This is a genomic window from Isoptericola sp. NPDC055063 (assembly GCF_053608125.1).
The window spans coordinates 157,363-174,654 of sequence record NZ_JBSGUW010000011.1 but is presented as its reverse complement, the minus strand read 5'-3'; the positions used below and the strand labels follow the sequence as shown (position 1 = coordinate 174,654).

Sequence of the window (17,292 nt, the reverse complement as noted above, 5' to 3'; positions counted from 1 at the left end):
TCCGTCGCGCCGCGCCGTCATCCGCGCCGTCATCGCCCGCGCCGCCGTCCGACCGGCAGCGCCAGCAGCACGTGCACCAGGAGCACGACGCCCGCCAGCCCGAGCCACGCGGTGCGGTGCGGCGACTCGTAGGCCACCTGCACCCGCCCGGCGTCGGGTCCGACGGCGAACGCCTGCGTCCCGCCGGCGTCGACCGCGGCCAGCCGCCGCCCGTCGAGCGTGGCGCGCCAGCCCGGGTCCGCCGACTCGGCAATCCGCAGCGTGCGCTCCTGCCCGCCCCGGGTCAGCCGCGCGCTCACGCCGGTCCCGTCGGACGGCACCGTCCGCACGGCGCTCTTCGGCGCGAAGAACGGCGTGGGCTCGCCGCCGGCGTCGCCACGCAGCACCGTCGCCCAGCCGGGCGCGGGTCCGTCGGTCGTGACGCGCCAGACCAGCGCGCCCTCCTCGGTGACCCGCGCGAGGCCGGGCACCAGGTCGAGCGTGGTGACGAGGTCGGCGTCGCCGCCGACGGGGACCTGCACCGCCCCGATACCGAGCGCCGCGAGCCGGTCGGCCACGTCCGTGGACCGGCCGGTCGCCACCTCGGCCACGACCTGGTCGAGCAGCGCGGTGTCCGCGCGCTCCGGGCCGGCGAGGACCCCGGCGGCCCGGGCCCGCACGACCGTCGACGAGTCCTCCAGCCGAGTGCCGTCGGCGTGCAGCAGGGCGTAGTCCACCACCGCGGCACCGGACGTCGCGCCCTCGCCGCCAGGCTGCACCCGGTCGACCTCCAGGACGCGCGCGGAGCGCGGCGGCGCCTGCATCTGCGTGCCGACCGCCGGCACGACGGGCTGCTCCGCGGCGTGCAGGTCGCCGACGGCCCCGCCACCGGTGGAGCCGAGCACCCAGGAGCCGAGCTGCGCCGCGGGCAGCGCGAGGGCGATCACGCCGACGGCCACGACCCCCGCGACCCCGACGCGCTGCAGCCGACCTCGCTCGGGCCGGGCGACCGGAGCCACCGTCGGGACCCGGCCCGTCGTCGGGAGCGCGCAGATCGCGGCCGCGCCCAGCGCCAGGAGCAGCACCGACAGCCCCACACCCGGCCAGCCGGTGACGCTCGCCGCGTCGTCGTCCGCCGTGGTGCCGCTGGCGACGACCGTCGCGACGGCCACCACCGCGACGGACAGGCCGGTGGCCGCGGCGAGCCAGGCGAGCCGCACCCCGCGCACCGCCCGGCGCCGCACCAGGGCGACGGCCGCGAGCACGAGGACGGCCGCGCCCAGCAGCGCGGGCCCGACCACCGCGAGGCGGCCGAGCACGCCGTCGGCGCCGAGCCACGGCTCGAACCACACGGTGTCCCCCGGCAGGCCCAGGAGCAGCTCCACCGCGGTGGGGGTGCCCTGCGCGGCCAGCGGCGCGCCGGGCTCCGCCACCAGCAGGCGCCACCCGCCGTCCGACCAGCTGCCGAGCACCTCGCCCCAGAAGGGCAGCGGGACGACGACGGCCGGCAGCAGCACGAGCAGCAGCGACCGCCACGACCGCCGCACGACGAGGGCCGCGACGCCGAGGAGCACCACCGCCACCGGCAGCAGGATCGGCGCGGCGCACACGGCGACGGCCAGCAGCAGCCCGGCGGCGCCCGCGGCGCCCAGCGACCCGCGCCGGCGGGCGGGCGTGTGCACGACGTCGCGCGCGTGCGCCCCGACGGTGCGCAGCACGGCGACGAGCAGCCACGGGAGGGTGAGATGCACGAGCACCGCGCCGAGCCGGCCCGAGCCCAGGGACGCGAGGAACCCGGGCGCCGCCGTCCAGGCCAGGGCGGCGACGGCGCGCACCACGACCGAGCGGGTCAGCGACCCCGCCGCGAACCATCCGCCGAGGGCGGCCAGCGGCAACGCGGCCAGCACGAGGGCGTTCACGGCCGTCTGCAGCCCGCCGCCCGCGAGGGCCGCGAACGCCGTCAGCGGCAGCAGCAACGGGTCGGCCGCCGCGCGGACGCCGAGCCCGTCGCGCACCCAGCCGGACGTCGCGGCCTGCCACACGTCGCCGACCGTCCCCGGCGCGGGCAGCAGCCCGCCGCCCACCACCCGGCCGCCGTCGGCCAGGACGCCCTGCCACGGCCCGAACAGCGCGACGTCGAGCGCCACGACCGCCGCCACCACCACGGCCAGCACGACGCGCCGGGTCCCCGCGAGGCGACGCAGGTCCGCGCGCTCCAGCTCGCTGGGCGCCCACCGCGCGCGCTGGGCCTCGGCGCGGGCCAACCGGGCGTCGCGACGCTCGCCGAGCACCTGCCGCCACGTGCCGAGCAGCGGCGTCAGCACCCGCCGCGGCAGCCGCCGGGTCCGGGCTGCGCGCCGCCTGGCCCGGTACAGGGGCACCACCCGCAGGGTGGTCACCACCGCCGCGACCAGCTCGTCGCGGGCGTGCGCGGGCCGCTTCAGCGCGAGGCGGTACATGGCGGCGAACGGCGACCAGAGCAGCGTGGCGAGCCACACGAAGGGCAGCAGGGGCAGCGGGGCGTCGACGAGGCGCAGGTACAGCTGGCTGCGGCGCCGGGGGTAGCGCGACGCCTCGAGGTCGGGCGCGGCGGAGGGGCGGCCGCGCAGGCCGAGCAGCGACGCCTGCGCGTGCCGCACCACGGCGTCGGGCACCACGACCACGCGATGGCCCGCGAGCCGCGCCCGCCGGCACAGGTCCAGGCCGTCGCCGAACGGCCCGAGCTCCGGGTCCGTGCCGCCCAGCTCGGCCCACACGTGCGCGCGGACCAGCGCGCCGGCGAGCCCGACGGCGAGCACGTCCTCGCGGGCGTCGTGCTGGCCCTGGTCGATCTCGGTGTCGTCGATGCCCGTCATCCGCCGCCCCAGCGGGGAGACGGTGCTGCCGACCTCGACGAGCATGCTGGCCTCGGCGCCCGGCGTCCCGTCCGCGCCGACGGGCCAGCGGCGCTGCTTGCACCCGGCCACGGCGACCGCGCTCGAGTGCTCCACCGCGCGCAGCAGCCGGGTGAGGGCGTCCGGGTCGGGGGCGGAGTCGTCGTGCAGGATCCACAGCCACCCCGTCTCGGGGACGCCCACCACCTCGGTCGCCCGGTCGACGGCCTCGCCCAGGCTGCGGACGCCGGACGCCGCGACGAAGCGGGCCCCGCCGAGGCGCAGGTCGGGGTGCAGGGCGGTGGTCTCCGAGGCGCCGACGTCCACGACGACGACCTCGTCGGCGGCGCGGTCCTGGCGGGCGAGCGCGTCGAGCGTCGCGTCGAGGAACGGGGTGCGGCCACGGGTGACGACCACGGCCGTCACGGTGACCACGAGCGGGACGGCACCGGTGCCGTCCATGCGGTCGCCGGCGGCGGGAACGGGCGCCACAGCGGCGGTCGCGCCCGGAGGTGCGACCTCTCCGCCGGGGCGGGCTGGGGTCGGGTGCGGAGCAGTCATCCTGCCCGCCATGATGCGACGGGCCCCGATCCCGTCGTGGGATATCCGACCCGTGCGTGTCGGGCCGGACATCCCCGCCGGTTCAACCCTGGTTCAGCGCCGGGTCAGACGGCGCGGCGCTTCAGCTTGCGGCGCTCCCGCTCGGAGAGCCCGCCCCAGATGCCGAAGCGCTCGTCGTTCGCGAGCGCGTAGTCCAGGCACTCGGCCCGGACCTCACAGGACGTGCAGACCTTCTTGGCCTCGCGCGTGGACCCGCCCTTCTCGGGAAAGAAGGCCTCCGGGTCGGTCTGGGCGCACAGGGCTCTCTCCTGCCACCCCAGGAGGGTCTCGTCGTCGACCGTGGCGTCACCGAACAACGGCAGCACCGGCGCTACGCGCTCGGGCTCACGACCGACGTCTGACGGGAAGACCCCCCGGTCCCCATCGAGCAAGTTCCACATGGCGTGCCCCTCCATGCCGTTCTTTAGGGAAACTGCATACCTGGAATTACACGCGTGTCTTTCGAAGGCGTCAAGTCGAAATGTGCTAGTGATCTCGATCTCCACCGCCCATTCACATGCGCGCGGGGCGCCGACCCTCCGGGCCCCTCGTAGGCTGACCTGCGTGAACCCGCTCCCCGCCGCGCACCGGACCCCGTCGACGATCTCGCAGATGCTCGATCGTGTCCTGTCGGAGCCGGGACGCCCGCGGCTCACCTGGTACGGCGACGGCGGCGAACGCGTGGAGCTCTCCGGAGCCGTCCTGCAGAACTGGGTGAACAAGACCGTCAACCTTCTCGTCGAGGAGTTCGACGTCGCACCGGGGACGGTCGTGGTCCTCGACGTCCCCGCGCACTGGCGCGGGGTGCTCTGGGCGCTCGCGGCGTGGCGGTGCGGCGCGACGGTGCGCCTCGCCGACGCCCCGGCCGCGGGCGGGGACGTCGTCGTGACGTCGCGGCCCGACGCCTGGTCCACCGTCCTGTCCGGTCCCGGCGCGGCCGACCTCGTGGCGGTCGCCCTTCCCGCGCTGGCCCGCTCCTTCGACGGCGACCTCCCCGCGGGCGCGATCGACGCCGCGGGAGCGGTCATGACCTACGGCGACGTCATCGGCTGGGCGCCCGAGACCGACCCCGCCACCATCGCGCTCGAGGCGACCGGCACCGACCCGGTCGCGTTCGCCGACCTGCTGGGCGCGCCGCGCCCGTCCGCGGAGCGCGTCCTCGTCGACGGCGCGCTCCCCCTCGCGGACCTGCTGCGCGGCCTGCTCGCGACCTGGGCCGCCGACGGCTCCGTGGTGCTCGCGTCCGCGGCCACCGCGGCGGAGCTCGCGGCAGACCCCGCGCGCCTCGCCCGCCTGCGCGAGACGGAGCGGGTCACCGCCGACCTCTGAGGCGCCGCAGGTTCACCCGGCCGGGACGGCCCGGGTGCAGCACAATGAACTGCCATGCGCGGCATCATCCTGGCCGGGGGCAGCGGCACTCGCCTGCACCCCATCACGCTCGGCGTGAGCAAGCAGCTCGTGCCCGTCTACGACAAGCCGATGATCTACTACCCGCTGTCGACGCTGATCCTCGCGGGCATCCGGGACGTCCTGGTCATCACCACCCCGCACGACGCGCCGCAGTTCCACCGACTCCTCGGCGACGGCTCCGAGTTCGGCGTCTCGATCGAGTACGCCGTCCAGGCCGAGCCGAACGGCCTCGCGCAGGCGTTCGTGCTCGGGGCGGAGTTCGTCGGGCAGGACGAGGTCGCCCTCGTGCTCGGCGACAACATCTTCTACGGCCCCGGGCTGGGCCGGAGGCTCACCCGCTTCCACGGCCTGGTCGGGGGCGCCGTCTTCGCCTACCGGGTCGCCGACCCGACGGCGTACGGCGTCGTCGAGTTCGACGGTGAGGGCCGCGCCCTCTCCCTGGAGGAGAAGCCCGCGCACCCCCGGTCCAGCTACGCCGTCCCCGGCCTGTACTTCTACGACAATGACGTCGTCGAGATCGCCAAGAACCTGGAGCCGTCCGCGCGCGGCGAGTACGAGATCACCGACGTCAACAAGGAGTACCTGCGCCGCGGCACCCTCCAGGTCGAAGTGCTGCCCCGCGGCACCGCCTGGCTCGACACGGGCACCTTCGACTCGCTCCTCGAGGCGTCCGACTACGTCCGCACGGTCGAGCGACGGCAGGGCCTCAAGATCGGCTCGCCCGAGGAGGTGGCCTGGCGCCGCGGGTTCCTCACCGACGACGAGCTGCGCGTCCGGGCGGAGAAGCTCGTGAAGTCCGGCTACGGCTCCTACCTGCTCGGCCTCCTCGACTCCTGATCTGCTCCCCCTCCCGCCGCGCGCTCGACGAGCGCCACGCACGAGGCGGGCGGGGCGGGGTGTCGTGTCCCGAGGCTGGTCGGGCCTGGCGGGAGCACCCGAGGGACGAGAGCGCGGATGGCGCGCCTCGGGGCACGACACCCCGCCCCGACCGCCTGCCCCGTCCAGCCTCGCGACGCGACATCCCCACCACCCGGCCCTTCGGTCGGGATCGAGCCGGGCCCGGTCAGCCGCGCGGTGCCCTCCCCCAAGCGACGAGACCTGTGCCCGTGCGCGGGAACGCGCGCTGCACGACGCGGAACGGCCAGGTCGCAGCACTCACCAGGGCGCCCTGCGTCCCTGTCGTCGGCTGGAAGAGCCGGCCGCTGCGCGCGGTGCGGTCGGCGGTGCTGCCCTCCTCGCGCAGCCCGGGGCGGCGGCGGGCGAGCTGGTTGCGCGCCGCCTCCAGCGCGTAGCCGAGGGGGACGCCGTACAGGCGCAGGCCGACGTCGACGAGACCCGCGTCGCGCAGAAGCGCCACGAGGACGGCCGGGTCGTAGCGGCGGAAGTGGCCGACGGCCTCGTCCATGGGCCCGAACCGGCGCTGCCACGCGGGGGTGGAGAGCAGGAGCATGCCGCCGGGGCGCAGCCGCGCGGCCCATTCGCGCAGGGCGGCCGCGTCGTCGTCGATGTGCTCGATGACCTCGAAGGCGCAGACGAGGTCGAAGCGCTCGGCGGCGGGCAGGGCCTCGAGGGGCCCGTGCACGACGGTGCCGGGGACGCCGGCGTCGACGAGCCGCTGCTCGGCCACGCGGGCGCTGTCTGCGTCGAGCTCGACCCCGGTGTACGCGGCGGCGCGTGCGGCGAGGCGGACGCCGACGGCGCCCTGGCCGCACCCGACCTCGAGCACGCGGCCCGCGGCGCCCGGCAGCAGCGGTTCCACGACGTCCCACCGCAGGCTGCCGTACAGCGTGAGCGGGGGCGGGGTGGTGGCGACGGGTGGCACGGGCGCTCCTTCGGCCGGACGACGGTGGCTGCGGGTCAGCCTGCCAGCACGTCGGCCGCGGCGGCGTCCCACCGCGCGGCCCAGTCGCCGATCGGCTCGACCCCGACGGCCCGCAGGGCGTCGTGACCGAGCACCGACCAGGCCGGCCGAGGAGCGGGACGCACGAACGCGGCCGACGTCGTGGGCTCCAACGGCGTGCTCAGCCCCGCAGACGCCAGGATCCGGCCCGTGAACCCGAACCACGACGTCTGCCCCGACGCCGTGCCGTGATACGTCCCCGCCGGGGCGCCCGCCTCCACCAGACGGACGATCAGGTCGGCCAGGTCACGCGTCCACGTCGGCTGACCGACCTGGTCGTCGACCACCGTGAGCTCGTCGCGCTCGGCGGCGAGGCGCGCCATCGTCCTCGGGAAGCACGCGCCGTGCGCGCCGTAGAGCCAGGCGGTCCGGACGATCAGGTGGTCGGGGGCTTCCGCCCGGACGGCCCACTCCCCCGCGGCCTTGGTCCGCCCGTACGCCGACACCGGCCTCATCGGGGCGTCCTCCGCGTACGGCTGGCTGGCCGCACCGTCGAACACGTAGTCCGTGGACACCTGCACCAGCCGCGCCCCCGCCGCGTGCGCCGCCCTCGCCAGGTGCGCCGCACCGACCGCGTTCACCCCGAACGCGTCCGCCTCGTGCGACTCGGCGTCGTCCACCGCCGTCCACGCCGCGCAGTTCACCACCACGTCCACGTCACGCACGGCGGCCGCCACCGCGGCCGCGTCCGTGACGTCGAGCTCCGCGCGGCCGGCGGCGCGGACGGGGACGCCCGCTCCACGCAGGACGGCCAGCAGGTCATGAGCGAGCATCCCGCCCGCCCCCACCACGAGCCAACGGGGCGCGGCGGCCCCGGCGGGTTCGTCCACGCGGGCGGCGTGGGAGGCGACATCGCGGACGGCATCGGAGGCGACGGTGCTCACGCCTGCGATCCTAGGCGTGAGCGGGCCGGCCCGGTCCGCTCACGCTCACCGACTCTGCCCATCCTTGGAGGAGCACCAGTGCAGTTCCGCGAGCTGGCCGTGCCCGGCGCCTACGAGATCACCCCCACCCAGCACGGCGACCCCCGCGGCGTCTTCCTCGAATGGTTCAAAGCCGGCCCCTTCACCGACACCCTCGGCCACTCCCTCGACCTGCAACAGGCCAACGCCTCCGTCTCCGCCGCCGGCGTCCTGCGCGGCATCCACTTCGCCGACGTCCCGCCCGGCCAAGCCAAGTACGTCACCTGCGCCACCGGCGCCGTCCTCGACGTCGTCGTCGACCTCCGCGTCGGGTCGCCGACGTTCGGGCGCTGGGACTCCGTCCTGCTCGACGACGTCCACCGCCGCGCCATCTACCTCGGCGAAGGCCTCGGCCACGCCTTCATGTCCCTGCAGGACAACTCCACCGTCCTCTACCTGTGCTCCACCGGCTACAACCCCGCCCACGAGCACGGCATCCACCCCCTGGACCCCGACATCGGCATCGCCTGGCCCACCACCGCCCCCGACGGCACCCCCCTCACACCGCAGCTGTCCGACAAGGACACCACCGCCCCCACCCTCACCCAGGCCAAGGCCCAAGGCCTGCTACCCACCCACCAGGCCGTCCAGGACCACCTCGCGACGCTCCGCGCCTGATCCCGCCCGCCTGACGAAGTAGCCCGGGCCTGCCGAGGTAGTGGTCTGGGCCACTACCTCGGCAGGATCCCCACTACCTCGGCCGGGCGAGGGCGCCGGCGCCCGCGAGCGCCAGGTCGGCGAGCGTCACCAGCACGCGGCTGACGAGCACCAGCAGCAGCACCTCGGCGTGCGGCAGCGCCCCGGCGAGGACGGCGAGCAGCACCAGCTCGCGCGCGCCCGCGCCGGCGGGCACCACGACGACGAGGAACCCGACCACCCAGGCGAGGGCGTAGCCGCCGACGGCGAGCGCGACGCCGCGGGCGTCGGCGGGCATGCCGAGGCCGACGGCCAGTACCCAGACCTGCGTGCCCGCGAGCAGCCACCCGGCCACGGACCACAGGGTCGCGGCGCCCAGGCCGCGCCAGCCCAGGGGCCGCTCCAGCGGGGGCCGGCGGGCGACGCGCAGCGCCCACGCGACGAGCCGGTTGAGCACGGGCGGCAGGAGGACGACGGCGACGGCGGGCAGCAGCCACAGGACGGGGCCCGCGGACCCGAGCGCCCCGGTGGCGACGAACGGCAGCGCCACGACCCCCACGACCGCGCCGGAGACGACGCCCACCAGCGTGGCGACCGCCGTCGTCGTGACCGAGGTGCGGCGCGCGATGCCGTGCCCGACGCCGAGCTCGGCCGCGGCGACCACGTTCCAGACCCCGCCGGGGACGTACTTGCCGAGCTGGCTGAGGCCGAAGACGCGCAGCGCGACGCGGAACCCGGCGGGCGCGCCGAGGTCGGCGAGGACGACCCGCCACGACACGAAGGTGCACAGCACGAACGCGACGGACAGCACGAGGGCGACGGCGAGGCGCTGCCAGGACAGCTCCGCGGCGGCCCGGGCGAGGTCGTCGCGGGCGGCGACGACGGCGTAGACGGCGAGCCCGATCGCGAGGACCAGGAAGCCCCACCGCACCCAGGGTGAGCGCAGCACGGTGAGCGCCCGCGCGAGCACCCCCGTCCCTCCGGTCCCGCCCGTCACGGCCGCACCCCGCGCGCGCCGAGCAGCTCGACCAGGGGGTCGACGACGGCGGCGGGGCGGACGAGGCCGCGCCCGGTGGCGGCGCGGGCGCGGGCGGCGGCGAGCGCGGCGGGGTCGCGCAGGGCGAGGAGCCGCTCGGCGAGGGCGGCGGGGTCGGCCGGCGCGACGAGCTCGAGGTGGTCGCCCAGCAGCCGGCGCTGCGGCTCCGTGTCCGACGTGACGACCACGCACCCGGCGGCCAGCCCCTGGAAGACCTTGTTCGGCACCACGCGCAGCCCCTTGGGGGTCGCGGAGAAGATCCCGAGGCAGACGTCGTGGGCGGCGACCAGCGCGGGCAGGTCGGCGGGCTCCACCCAGTTGCGCCAGGTGACACCCGGCACCCCGTGCAGCCGGTCACGGACGGCGGGCAGGTCCTGCCCGGAGCCGACGAGGGTCACCTTCAGCGGCCGCCCGTCGCCGGCGGCCGCGCGGGGCAGCGCGTCGGCGAGGGCGTCGGCGAGCACGGCGGTGCCCTGCAGCGGCGTGAACAGGCCGAAGAAGACCAGGCGCAGCGGCCGCTCGTCGTCCGCCCCGCCGGCGCCGCTGTCCGGACCGTCGGGCGCGGCGTCGAACCACTCCTGCGGCGCGCCGACCGGCACCACGAGGCCGCGCCGGGCGCGCGACGGCACGAGGTCGGCGAGCATGCGCGCGTGCTCGGGCGTGTCGAGCAGGACGACGTCGGCGCGCGTCACGGCGAGCCGGTCCAGCCCGCGCAGCAGCGTGACGCGGGCGCCGCGGGCGCCCCGGTCCGTGGCGGTGTCGCCGGCGAAGACGAGGTGGTCGAGCAGGATCGGCGTGCGGCGGCCGAACACCAGGCGCGCCAGCACGACGTCGAAGTGGCCCAGGTAGCCCACGAGCACGGCGTCGGGGCGACCGTGCGCCCGGCGGTGCGCCGCGGCGTCGCCCACGAGCAGGAGCCAGCACCGCAGCAGACGCACCAGGAGGACGGGGAGCCGCCACGGCTGGCGCAGCATCCGCACGCGCTGGGCGGTGCTGAGGCCGAGCGGCCGGTCGAGCTCGTGCACGGCGTACCCGTGCGCCCGCAGCCCCGCCACCAGGACGCCGACGCGCGGGTGCCGGGCCGCGTCGTACGTGCCGAACGCGACGATCACGCGCGCGCGTCCTCGTCGTCGGGCACGGGCTCGGGCACGTCGTCCGGAAGGGCGTCGGGCTCGACGTCGGGCACGACCTCGTGCACGACGTCGGCGACGGACGCGGGTCCGGCCGCGCGGCTCCCGCGGCCGTACTGGAGCACCTTGATCCGCTCGAGCGTCTCCTCGGCCAGGGCGCGATTGGTGCGCAGCAGGTCGGCGATGACCAGCAGCGCCAGGCACAGCAGCGCCCCGACGAGCATCGCCCCCGCGAAGACGAGGGACTGCACGTGGCCGCCCGCGTCGCCCTGCGCGAGGTAGACGAGGAACCGCACGGCGGGCACGGCCGCGGCCACGAAGAACAGCGCGGCCAGCGTGAGGAAGACCAGGTGCGGGCGGAACATGATCCAGGAGCGCAGGATCGCGCGGCCCGAGCGGCCCATGTGCTGCCAGATGCTGGAGAACAGCCGCGACTCGCGGGTCTTCGCGTTGGTCGTGATCGGCAGGCTCGCGATCCGCAGGCGCTTGTTGCCCGCCTGGATGATCGTCTCCATGGTGTAGCTGAACTCGGTGACCACGTTGAGCCGCAGCAGCGCGCCCCGCGAGTACGCCCGGAACCCGCTCGCGGCGTCCGGCAGCGACGCGCCCGCCGCCGCGCTGACCACGCGGCTGCCGACGCGCTGCATCAGCTTCTTGAACGGGGAGAAGTGCGCGATGGTCGCCGTCTGCCGGTCCGCCACGACGATGTCGGCCTCGCCGGCGACGATCGGCGCCACCAGGTCGCCGATGCGCTCCGACGGGTACTGGTTGTCGCCGTCCGTGTTCACCACGACGTCGGCCCCGTGGGCGAGTGCGTAGTCGACGCCGTCGCGGAACGACCGTGCCAGCCCCATCGTGCTGGTGTGGCGCAGCACGTGGTGGACGCCGAGCCGGCGGGCCACCTCGGCCGTGCCGTCGGTGGAGCCGTCGTCGACGACGAGGATCTCGACGCTGTCGAACCCGGCGACCTCACGCGGCACGGTCGCGAGCACGAGCGGGAGGGTCCCGGCCTCGTCGAGGCACGGGATCTGGACGAAGAGCTTCATCGCGCATCCTTCGGGGCACCGGGGGCCGACGGCGGCGTGCTGCCGGTGGCCGAGCCGGTCGGGAGAGACGCCGCGAGTCTACGGGCCCAGTCGACGGCGACGGCCAGCCCCGCCACGAGGGCCAGCACGCAGGCCGAACCGGTCACCAGGAGGGCGGGCTCCGCGAGCGGGCTCCACGCGAGCCAGCGCTCGACGGCGTCGCCGAACGTCTCCCCCGGGCCCCGGTAGAACGCGCCGAACCCCCAGACGAGGCCGGCGACGGCCGCGGCCAGCGCGAGGGCCGCGACCACCGGCAGCGCGAGCGCGAGGCGCCGGTCCCGACGCCCCACCAGCTGCCAGACGGCGACGGCGAACAGCGCCGCGAGCGCCGCGATGCCGCCGAACACGTACCGCCCCTGGACGGCGACGAGCCCGCCCGTGTCCGCGTGCGCGGACCAGCTGTTGTACGCCACCCCGAACGCCAGCCCGGCGGGCAGGAGCGCGAGGGCCAGCGACGCGCGTCGTGCGCCGGGCAGCACCACGGCGGCGAGCACGACGGCGACGAGCGCCACCGAGCCGAGGACCACCCACGTGCCGTCGAGCCGCACCTCCAGCCACGACAGGTTCCCGAAGAACGCCTGTGGGAGCTTCTCCACGATGAGGCGGGGCACGTCCTCGTCCGCGACCTGTGCGACGGTGGCCGGGTCGCGGGGCAGGCCCACGGGCTGCACCGCGCCGAGGGTGATCACGTTGCGCACCCACCACCACCCGCCGACGACCAGCGCGACGACCCCGGCGACCACGAGGCGCGCGAGCCGCGCCGGCCAGCGCCTCCCGCGCGCGAGGAGATAGGCGACCCCGACGGTCGGCAGCACGAACGCGGCCATCACCTTGGTCAGCAGGCCGAGCCCGACGACGACCCCGATCGCGACGGCGACCCGCCACCGCAGGTCGCCGGTGACCACGCGGGCCGCCAGGTACGTCGCGGCCGCGCACGTGAGCACCACGAGGGCGTCGTTGTTCACCGCGCCCATGATGTGCCCCAGCTGCGGCAGGAACAGGGGGAACGTCGCCGCGACCAGGCCCGCGGACGGCGAGCCGGTGATCCGGCGGGCGGCGCCCGCGGCGAGCGGCACGGACAGGGCCAGCAGCGCGACGTCGAGCAGCCGCAGGGCGAGCATCTGCAGGTCCCAGCGCCCCTCCGTCAGGCCGGTGACCCGCAGCCAGCCGGCGCCGAGCGCGTAGTAGAGCGGGGGGTGCTGCGTCATCTGGTCGACGGTCGTGCCGGACGACGCGTCGCCGCGCGCGTTCGTCGCGTCCAGCCGGAGGCGCTCGTCGCGCGGCACGGGCTCGAGGTCGACGAACTGCCGCACGTCGGACCGGTGCACCCACCGGCCGGGCGGGTCCGACGGGTAGCCGGACTCGTGGACGGCGTCGACGACCCCCGGGGCGAGGTAGGCGTCGCCGGGGGCCGGCCATCCCCCGCCGTACGCGATCCGGAGCACGCTGTTGAGGTGGTTCTGCTCGTCCGGCGCCTGGAACGGCGGGGTCACGACGGCCCACAGCGCGGCCCACGCCGCCACGGCCAGGGTGATCACGACGACCGCGCGCCGGTAGCCGCGCGGGCCCGGGCGCAGGGCGCTCGTGAGGGGTGGCGATGCGGGCTCCGGGCGTACCTGCCGCGTGGTGTCCGTCACGACCACAGTGTCCCAGAGGCGCACCGCGCCGGCGCCGCGGGCGGCACTGGACGGACGGCACGGGTGAGCGGCGGAGTTCGCCCTCCGCTCCCCTCCCCGCGCCGGCGGGCCGTCGGTAGGGTGCCGCCCATGCGTGTTCTCGTGACGGGCGGTGCCGGGTTCATCGGGGCGAACTTCGTGCAGCAGACGGTGCGTGAGCGGCCAGACGCCGTGGTGACGGTGCTGGACGCGTTGACGTATGCCGGGGACCGGTCGTCGCTGGCGCCGGTCGCGGACCGGATCAGGTTCGTCGAGGGCTCGGTCACGGACGCCGACCTGGTCGACGACCTGGTGGCGGACGCGGACGTGGTGGTGCACTTCGCCGCGGAGTCGCACAACGACAACTCCTTGGCCGACCCGTCGCCGTTCGTGCAGACCAACCTGGTGGGCACGTTCACGCTGCTGGAGGCGGTGCGCCGTCACGGGGTGCGGTACCACCACATCTCCACTGACGAGGTGTACGGGGACCTGGCGCTGGACGACCCGGCGAAGTTCACCCCGGCCACGCCGTACAACCCGTCCAGCCCGTACTCGGCGTCGAAGGCGGGATCGGACCTGCTGGTGCGCGCGTGGGTGCGCTCGTTCGGGGTGGCCGCGACGATCTCGAACTGCTCGAACAACTACGGCCCGTACCAGCACGTGGAGAAGTTCATCCCGCGGCAGGTCACCAACCTCATCGACGGGGTGCGGCCTCGCGTGTACGGGGCGGGGGCGAACGTGCGCGACTGGATCCACGTGGCCGACCACAACGCGGCGGTGTGGGCGATCGTCGACCGCGGCCGCATCGGGGAGACGTACCTCATCGGCGCGGACGGCGAGACGTCCAACCTGCAGGTGGTCCGCACCCTGAACGAGCTGTTCGGGCGCGACGCGGACGACTTCGACCACGTGACCGACCGGGCGGGGCACGACCTGCGGTACGCCATCGACGCCACGAAGCTGCGCACCGAGCTCGGCTGGACCCCGCGGTTCACCGACTTCCGCTCGGGCCTGGCCGCGACCGTCGACTGGTACCGCGAGCACGAGGAATGGTGGCGCCCGGCGAAGGCCGCCGTCGAGGCGAAGTACGCCCGGACCGGCCAGTGACGGGGCCGCTGACGGGCGCGAGGAGAGATCGGTGACCGACCCACACATTTCCTCTACCGTCCCGGTCCTCGGGCACCGCAGCGGCGCAACAGCGACCCTCTATGCTCGCTTCCCGTGAGCCGCACCGCCCCCCGACACGTCGCCTCGGGCCCTGACTCCGTCAAGGGGCCCTCGCACGCGCGCGCCCTGCGTCAGCACACGCTCGCGCGCACTCTCGGGATGGGTCTGACCGCCGTCCTGGCGTTCGTCGCCGTCGGCGGTGCGACCGCGGCGGTCCGGCTCACGAACAACATCACCTCCGTCGACGCCGACAAGCTCCTCGGCGACGACCGCCCGGAGAAGGTCCTGCCGAAGGACCCCAACGCGGACATGCCGCTGAACATCGTGCTGATGGGCTCGGACAGCCGCGGCGGCGACAACGCCGACATCGTCGGCGACGGCACGATGGGCGCCCGCTCGGACACGACGATGATCATGCACATCTCGTCCGACCGGTCCCGCGTGGAGATGCTGTCGATCCCCCGCGACACCACGATCGACGTGCCCTCGTGCCCGACGTCGTCCGGCGGCGAGACGTCGCCGCAGTACGGCGTGAAGTTCAACGCGGCCTTCGCCCAGGGCGTCAACGCGGGCGGTGACGTGGAGTCGGGCGCGCTGTGCGCGCAGAAGACGATCGAGACGATCACCGACGTCCAGATGGACGGCTTCGTCGTCGTCGACTTCGCCGGCTTCGAGAAGATGATCGACGCCCTCGGCGGCGTGAAGCTGTGCATCCCGAACGACATCGACGCCCCCAAGGCGGACCACCTGGTGCTGTCCGCCGGGATGCAGGAGCTCGACGGCGACACCGCGCTGAAGTACGCCCGTGCCCGCACCGGGCAGGGCCTCGGCGACGGCTCCGACCTGGGCCGCATCGGCCGCCAGCAGGAGCTCGTGGCCGCCCTCGCCCGCGAAGTGATGAGTGCCGGCACGCTCGCCGACCCGGCCAAGACCCTGAAGTTCCTCGGCGCGGTGACCGGGTCGATGACGATGAGCAGCAACTTCGCGTCCATCCAGGGACTCGCCGGGCTCGCGTACAGCGCCCGCAACGTGCGCCCTGCGACCATCTCGTTCATGACCGCCCCGTACATGTACGACCCGAACAACGCGGCGAACGTCGTCCTGACGGACGAGGCGGACGAGGTCTGGTCCAACCTCAAGCACGACAAGCCCCTCAACGACGCCATCCAGGCCGACAAGAAGAAGAAGGCGGGCAAGAAGGACGCGGGCGCGGAGGACGCCGACGCGACCCCGGTGTCGAACGACGACGCGGGCGCGACCGACGAGGCCACCGCAGGCGGCGACGCCAAGGACGGCAGCGACGCCACGAGCAGCGAGGAGCCCGACCCGAAGCGGACGCGCGAGGCAGGCAAGGAGGCGTTCACGGGCGCCGACGTGACCTCGGTGTGCGGCTGAGCCTGGGGACACGATGAGCAACGACGACCAGCGCATCCCGCCGAGCTTCACGCCGTCCGGCGGCCGTTCCGACCGCCCGGCCGGCTCCGGCGACGCCATCCCCGTGGGCGGGGCCTCGGCCCGTCCCCCGGCGCCGCCGACAGGGGGCCGCGTGGGCCGGCGCGACGACGCCGCCCCCGTGGAGCCGCGGGTGCGCCGCCAGTCCTCCCGGGAGATCCCGACCACGCCGCCCGAGCGCCGCGGGGCCGCGGCGCCCAAGCCCCAGTCGTTCGCGCCGCGCGGCTCGCGGTCCTCGGCGCCGGCGTCCCGCGCGCCCCAGGCGCGGCAGGGCTCCGGGACCCGGGTCATGCCCGCACAGGCACGCACCGCGCAGTCCGCGCGGCGCGGCACCCCGCCGCCGGCCGGCCCCAGTGGCGCCGCTGCGGCGACCGCGGGCGGCGGCTTCCGCGTCCGCAAGGGCCGGGTCGCCGGCCTGGTCCTCATCCTCCTGCTGGTGCTCCTGCTCGCGTGGCCGATCGGCCTGATCTTCTGGGCGAACGGGAAGATCCAGCACGTCGACGCACTGTCCGGCGCGGCGGGGACGCCCGGCACCACCTACCTGCTGGCGGGGTCGGACGAGCGCGGCACCGGCACGGTGCCCGAGGACGGGACGTCGGGCGCACGCACCGACACGATCATGGTGCTGCACAAGCCGCGCAGCGGCCCTGCGGCCCTCATCTCGATCCCCCGCGACACGTACACGGAGATCCCGGGGCACAAGGCGAACAAGATCAACGCCGCGTACGCCTTCGGCGGCGCGCCCCTGCTCGTCGAGACCGTGGAGGGCCTCACCGGCCTGACGGTCGACCACTACGCGGAGGTCGGGTTCGGCAGCGTCGAGGAGATCGTCGACGCCGTCGGCGGCGTCGAGCTCTGCTACCCGAAGGACGTGGACGACAAGCGCAGCGAGCTGCACTGGGAGGCCGGCTGCCACCAGGCCGACGGCGAGACCGCGCTCGCGTTCTCGCGCATGCGCTACTCGGACCCCAAGGGCGACATCGGCCGCGCCGAGCGGCAGCAGCAGGTCATCGCCGCCGTCGCCGCGAAGGTCGTCAAGCCGAGCGTCCTGCTCAACCCGGTCGACCAGGTCAAGCTGGTCAACGCCGGCACCGACGCCCTCACCGTGGACGAGAAGACCGGCATCGTCGACCTCGGCCGCCTGGGCCTCGCCTTCAAGGCCGCGACCGGCCCTGAGGGCGTCACCGGCACCCCGCCGATCGCAGACCCCGGCTACGACCCGGGCACCGGCGTGGGGTCCACCGTGCTGCTCGACCCCGACAAGACCGACAAGTTCTGGGCCGACGTCCGCGACGGCGACCTCGAGCCGGGCAGCACCGTCGGCGGCATGCCGGGCTGAGCCCGCGCACCGCTCCGCGAGGTGGTGCCCAGCCCTCGGCAGGGGGGGGGTGGGGCCAAACAGCCTCC

14 protein-coding genes are annotated in these 17,292 nt (G+C 75.5%); 6 read left to right on the top strand and 8 right to left on the bottom strand.

Annotated features, from left to right (window positions below; all coding sequences use genetic code 11):
* Window positions 1-29 precede the first annotated feature (29 nt).
* Both ACWF41_RS14975 and ACWF41_RS14970 read right to left on the bottom strand, forming a co-directional pair.
* A complete protein-coding gene (locus ACWF41_RS14975) occupies window positions 30-3,314 on the bottom strand; it encodes a glycosyltransferase (RefSeq protein WP_380317813.1) in 3,285 nt (1,094 codons plus the stop codon).
* Between the two features lie 203 nt (window positions 3,315-3,517).
* On the bottom strand, window positions 3,518-3,853 hold the full coding sequence (locus ACWF41_RS14970; protein ID WP_380244291.1) for a WhiB family transcriptional regulator: 336 nt from the start codon (window positions 3,851-3,853) through the stop codon (window positions 3,518-3,520).
* Between the two features lie 163 nt (window positions 3,854-4,016).
* On the opposite strand from ACWF41_RS14970, the gene ACWF41_RS14965 reads away from it, so the two are divergent.
* Together ACWF41_RS14965 and rfbA are read left to right on the top strand one after the other, a co-directional pair.
* Window positions 4,017-4,781, top strand: coding sequence for a TIGR03089 family protein (locus tag ACWF41_RS14965; RefSeq protein ID WP_380317810.1), 765 nt, complete (start codon window positions 4,017-4,019; stop codon window positions 4,779-4,781).
* Between the two features lie 54 nt (window positions 4,782-4,835).
* On the top strand, window positions 4,836-5,699 hold the full coding sequence (gene rfbA / locus ACWF41_RS14960; protein WP_380317807.1) for a glucose-1-phosphate thymidylyltransferase RfbA: 864 nt from the start codon (window positions 4,836-4,838) through the stop codon (window positions 5,697-5,699).
* A gap of 226 nt (window positions 5,700-5,925) precedes the next feature.
* Here rfbA and ACWF41_RS14955 read toward each other — a convergent pair whose 3' ends face one another.
* Both ACWF41_RS14955 and rfbD read right to left on the bottom strand, forming a co-directional pair.
* Complete coding sequence (locus ACWF41_RS14955; protein WP_380324530.1) at window positions 5,926-6,684, bottom strand: class I SAM-dependent methyltransferase; 759 nt, start codon at window positions 6,682-6,684, stop codon at window positions 5,926-5,928.
* Window positions 6,685-6,719: 35 nt separating this feature from the next.
* Window positions 6,720-7,592, bottom strand: coding sequence for a dTDP-4-dehydrorhamnose reductase (gene rfbD, locus ACWF41_RS14950; protein ID WP_380324533.1), 873 nt, complete (start codon window positions 7,590-7,592; stop codon window positions 6,720-6,722).
* 132 nt (window positions 7,593-7,724) lie between these two features.
* Here rfbD and ACWF41_RS14945 point away from each other — a divergent pair, with 132 nt between their 5' ends.
* Window positions 7,725-8,342, top strand: coding sequence for a dTDP-4-dehydrorhamnose 3,5-epimerase family protein (locus ACWF41_RS14945; RefSeq protein WP_380324527.1), 618 nt, complete (start codon window positions 7,725-7,727; stop codon window positions 8,340-8,342).
* Window positions 8,343-8,415: 73 nt separating this feature from the next.
* On the opposite strand, the gene ACWF41_RS14940 is transcribed toward ACWF41_RS14945, so the two are convergent.
* The 4 genes from ACWF41_RS14940 to ACWF41_RS14925 are packed head-to-tail and all read right to left on the bottom strand — an operon-like array spanning window position 8,416 to window position 13,248.
* Window positions 8,416-9,357 carry a lysylphosphatidylglycerol synthase domain-containing protein gene (locus ACWF41_RS14940; RefSeq protein ID WP_380324522.1) on the bottom strand — a complete coding sequence of 314 codons (942 nt, stop codon included), beginning with the start codon at window positions 9,355-9,357 and terminating at the stop codon, window positions 8,416-8,418.
* Entirely contained in the window at window positions 9,354-10,508 is a 1,155-nt protein-coding gene (locus ACWF41_RS14935; protein WP_380324519.1) for a glycosyltransferase, read from the bottom strand. The genes ACWF41_RS14940 and ACWF41_RS14935 overlap by 4 nt, the downstream gene beginning before the upstream one ends.
* A complete protein-coding gene (locus ACWF41_RS14930; RefSeq protein WP_380324516.1) occupies window positions 10,505-11,572 on the bottom strand; it encodes a glycosyltransferase family 2 protein in 1,068 nt (355 codons plus the stop codon). The genes ACWF41_RS14935 and ACWF41_RS14930 overlap by 4 nt, the downstream gene beginning before the upstream one ends.
* Window positions 11,569-13,248 (bottom strand): DUF2142 domain-containing protein, encoded by a 1,680-nt coding sequence (locus tag ACWF41_RS14925; protein ID WP_380324513.1) that lies wholly within the window; start codon window positions 13,246-13,248, stop codon window positions 11,569-11,571. The genes ACWF41_RS14930 and ACWF41_RS14925 overlap by 4 nt, the downstream gene beginning before the upstream one ends.
* Before the next feature lie 129 nt (window positions 13,249-13,377).
* Here ACWF41_RS14925 and rfbB point away from each other — a divergent pair, with 129 nt between their 5' ends.
* The 3 genes from rfbB (at window position 13,378) to ACWF41_RS14910 (ending at window position 17,224) form a co-directional block, all read left to right on the top strand.
* Window positions 13,378-14,373: a dTDP-glucose 4,6-dehydratase gene (gene rfbB / locus ACWF41_RS14920; RefSeq protein WP_380324510.1), complete on the top strand. Its 996-nt coding sequence runs from the start codon at window positions 13,378-13,380 to the stop codon at window positions 14,371-14,373.
* A gap of 114 nt (window positions 14,374-14,487) precedes the next feature.
* Window positions 14,488-15,828, top strand: a complete 1,341-nt coding sequence (locus ACWF41_RS14915; RefSeq protein WP_380324507.1) for an LCP family protein — start codon at window positions 14,488-14,490, stop codon at window positions 15,826-15,828.
* 13 nt (window positions 15,829-15,841) lie between these two features.
* Window positions 15,842-17,224, top strand: coding sequence for an LCP family protein (locus tag ACWF41_RS14910; protein WP_380324504.1), 1,383 nt, complete (start codon window positions 15,842-15,844; stop codon window positions 17,222-17,224).
* The last annotated feature ends 68 nt before the right edge of the window (window positions 17,225-17,292 follow it).

Excerpts from the sequence above, each read along its gene's own strand:
- ACWF41_RS14975 (WP_380317813.1), bottom strand. The coding sequence starts at position 3,314 with ATGGACGGCACCGGTGCCGTCCCGCTCGTGGTCACCGTGACGGCCGTG.
- ACWF41_RS14970 (WP_380244291.1), bottom strand. The coding sequence starts at position 3,853 with ATGTGGAACTTGCTCGATGGGGACCGGGGGGTCTTCCCGTCAGACGTC.
- rfbA (WP_380317807.1), top strand. The coding sequence starts at position 4,836 with ATGCGCGGCATCATCCTGGCCGGGGGCAGCGGCACTCGCCTGCACCCC.
- ACWF41_RS14930 (WP_380324516.1), bottom strand. The coding sequence starts at position 11,572 with ATGAAGCTCTTCGTCCAGATCCCGTGCCTCGACGAGGCCGGGACCCTC.
- rfbB (WP_380324510.1), top strand. The coding sequence starts at position 13,378 with ATGCGTGTTCTCGTGACGGGCGGTGCCGGGTTCATCGGGGCGAACTTC.
- ACWF41_RS14910 (WP_380324504.1), top strand. The coding sequence starts at position 15,842 with ATGAGCAACGACGACCAGCGCATCCCGCCGAGCTTCACGCCGTCCGGC.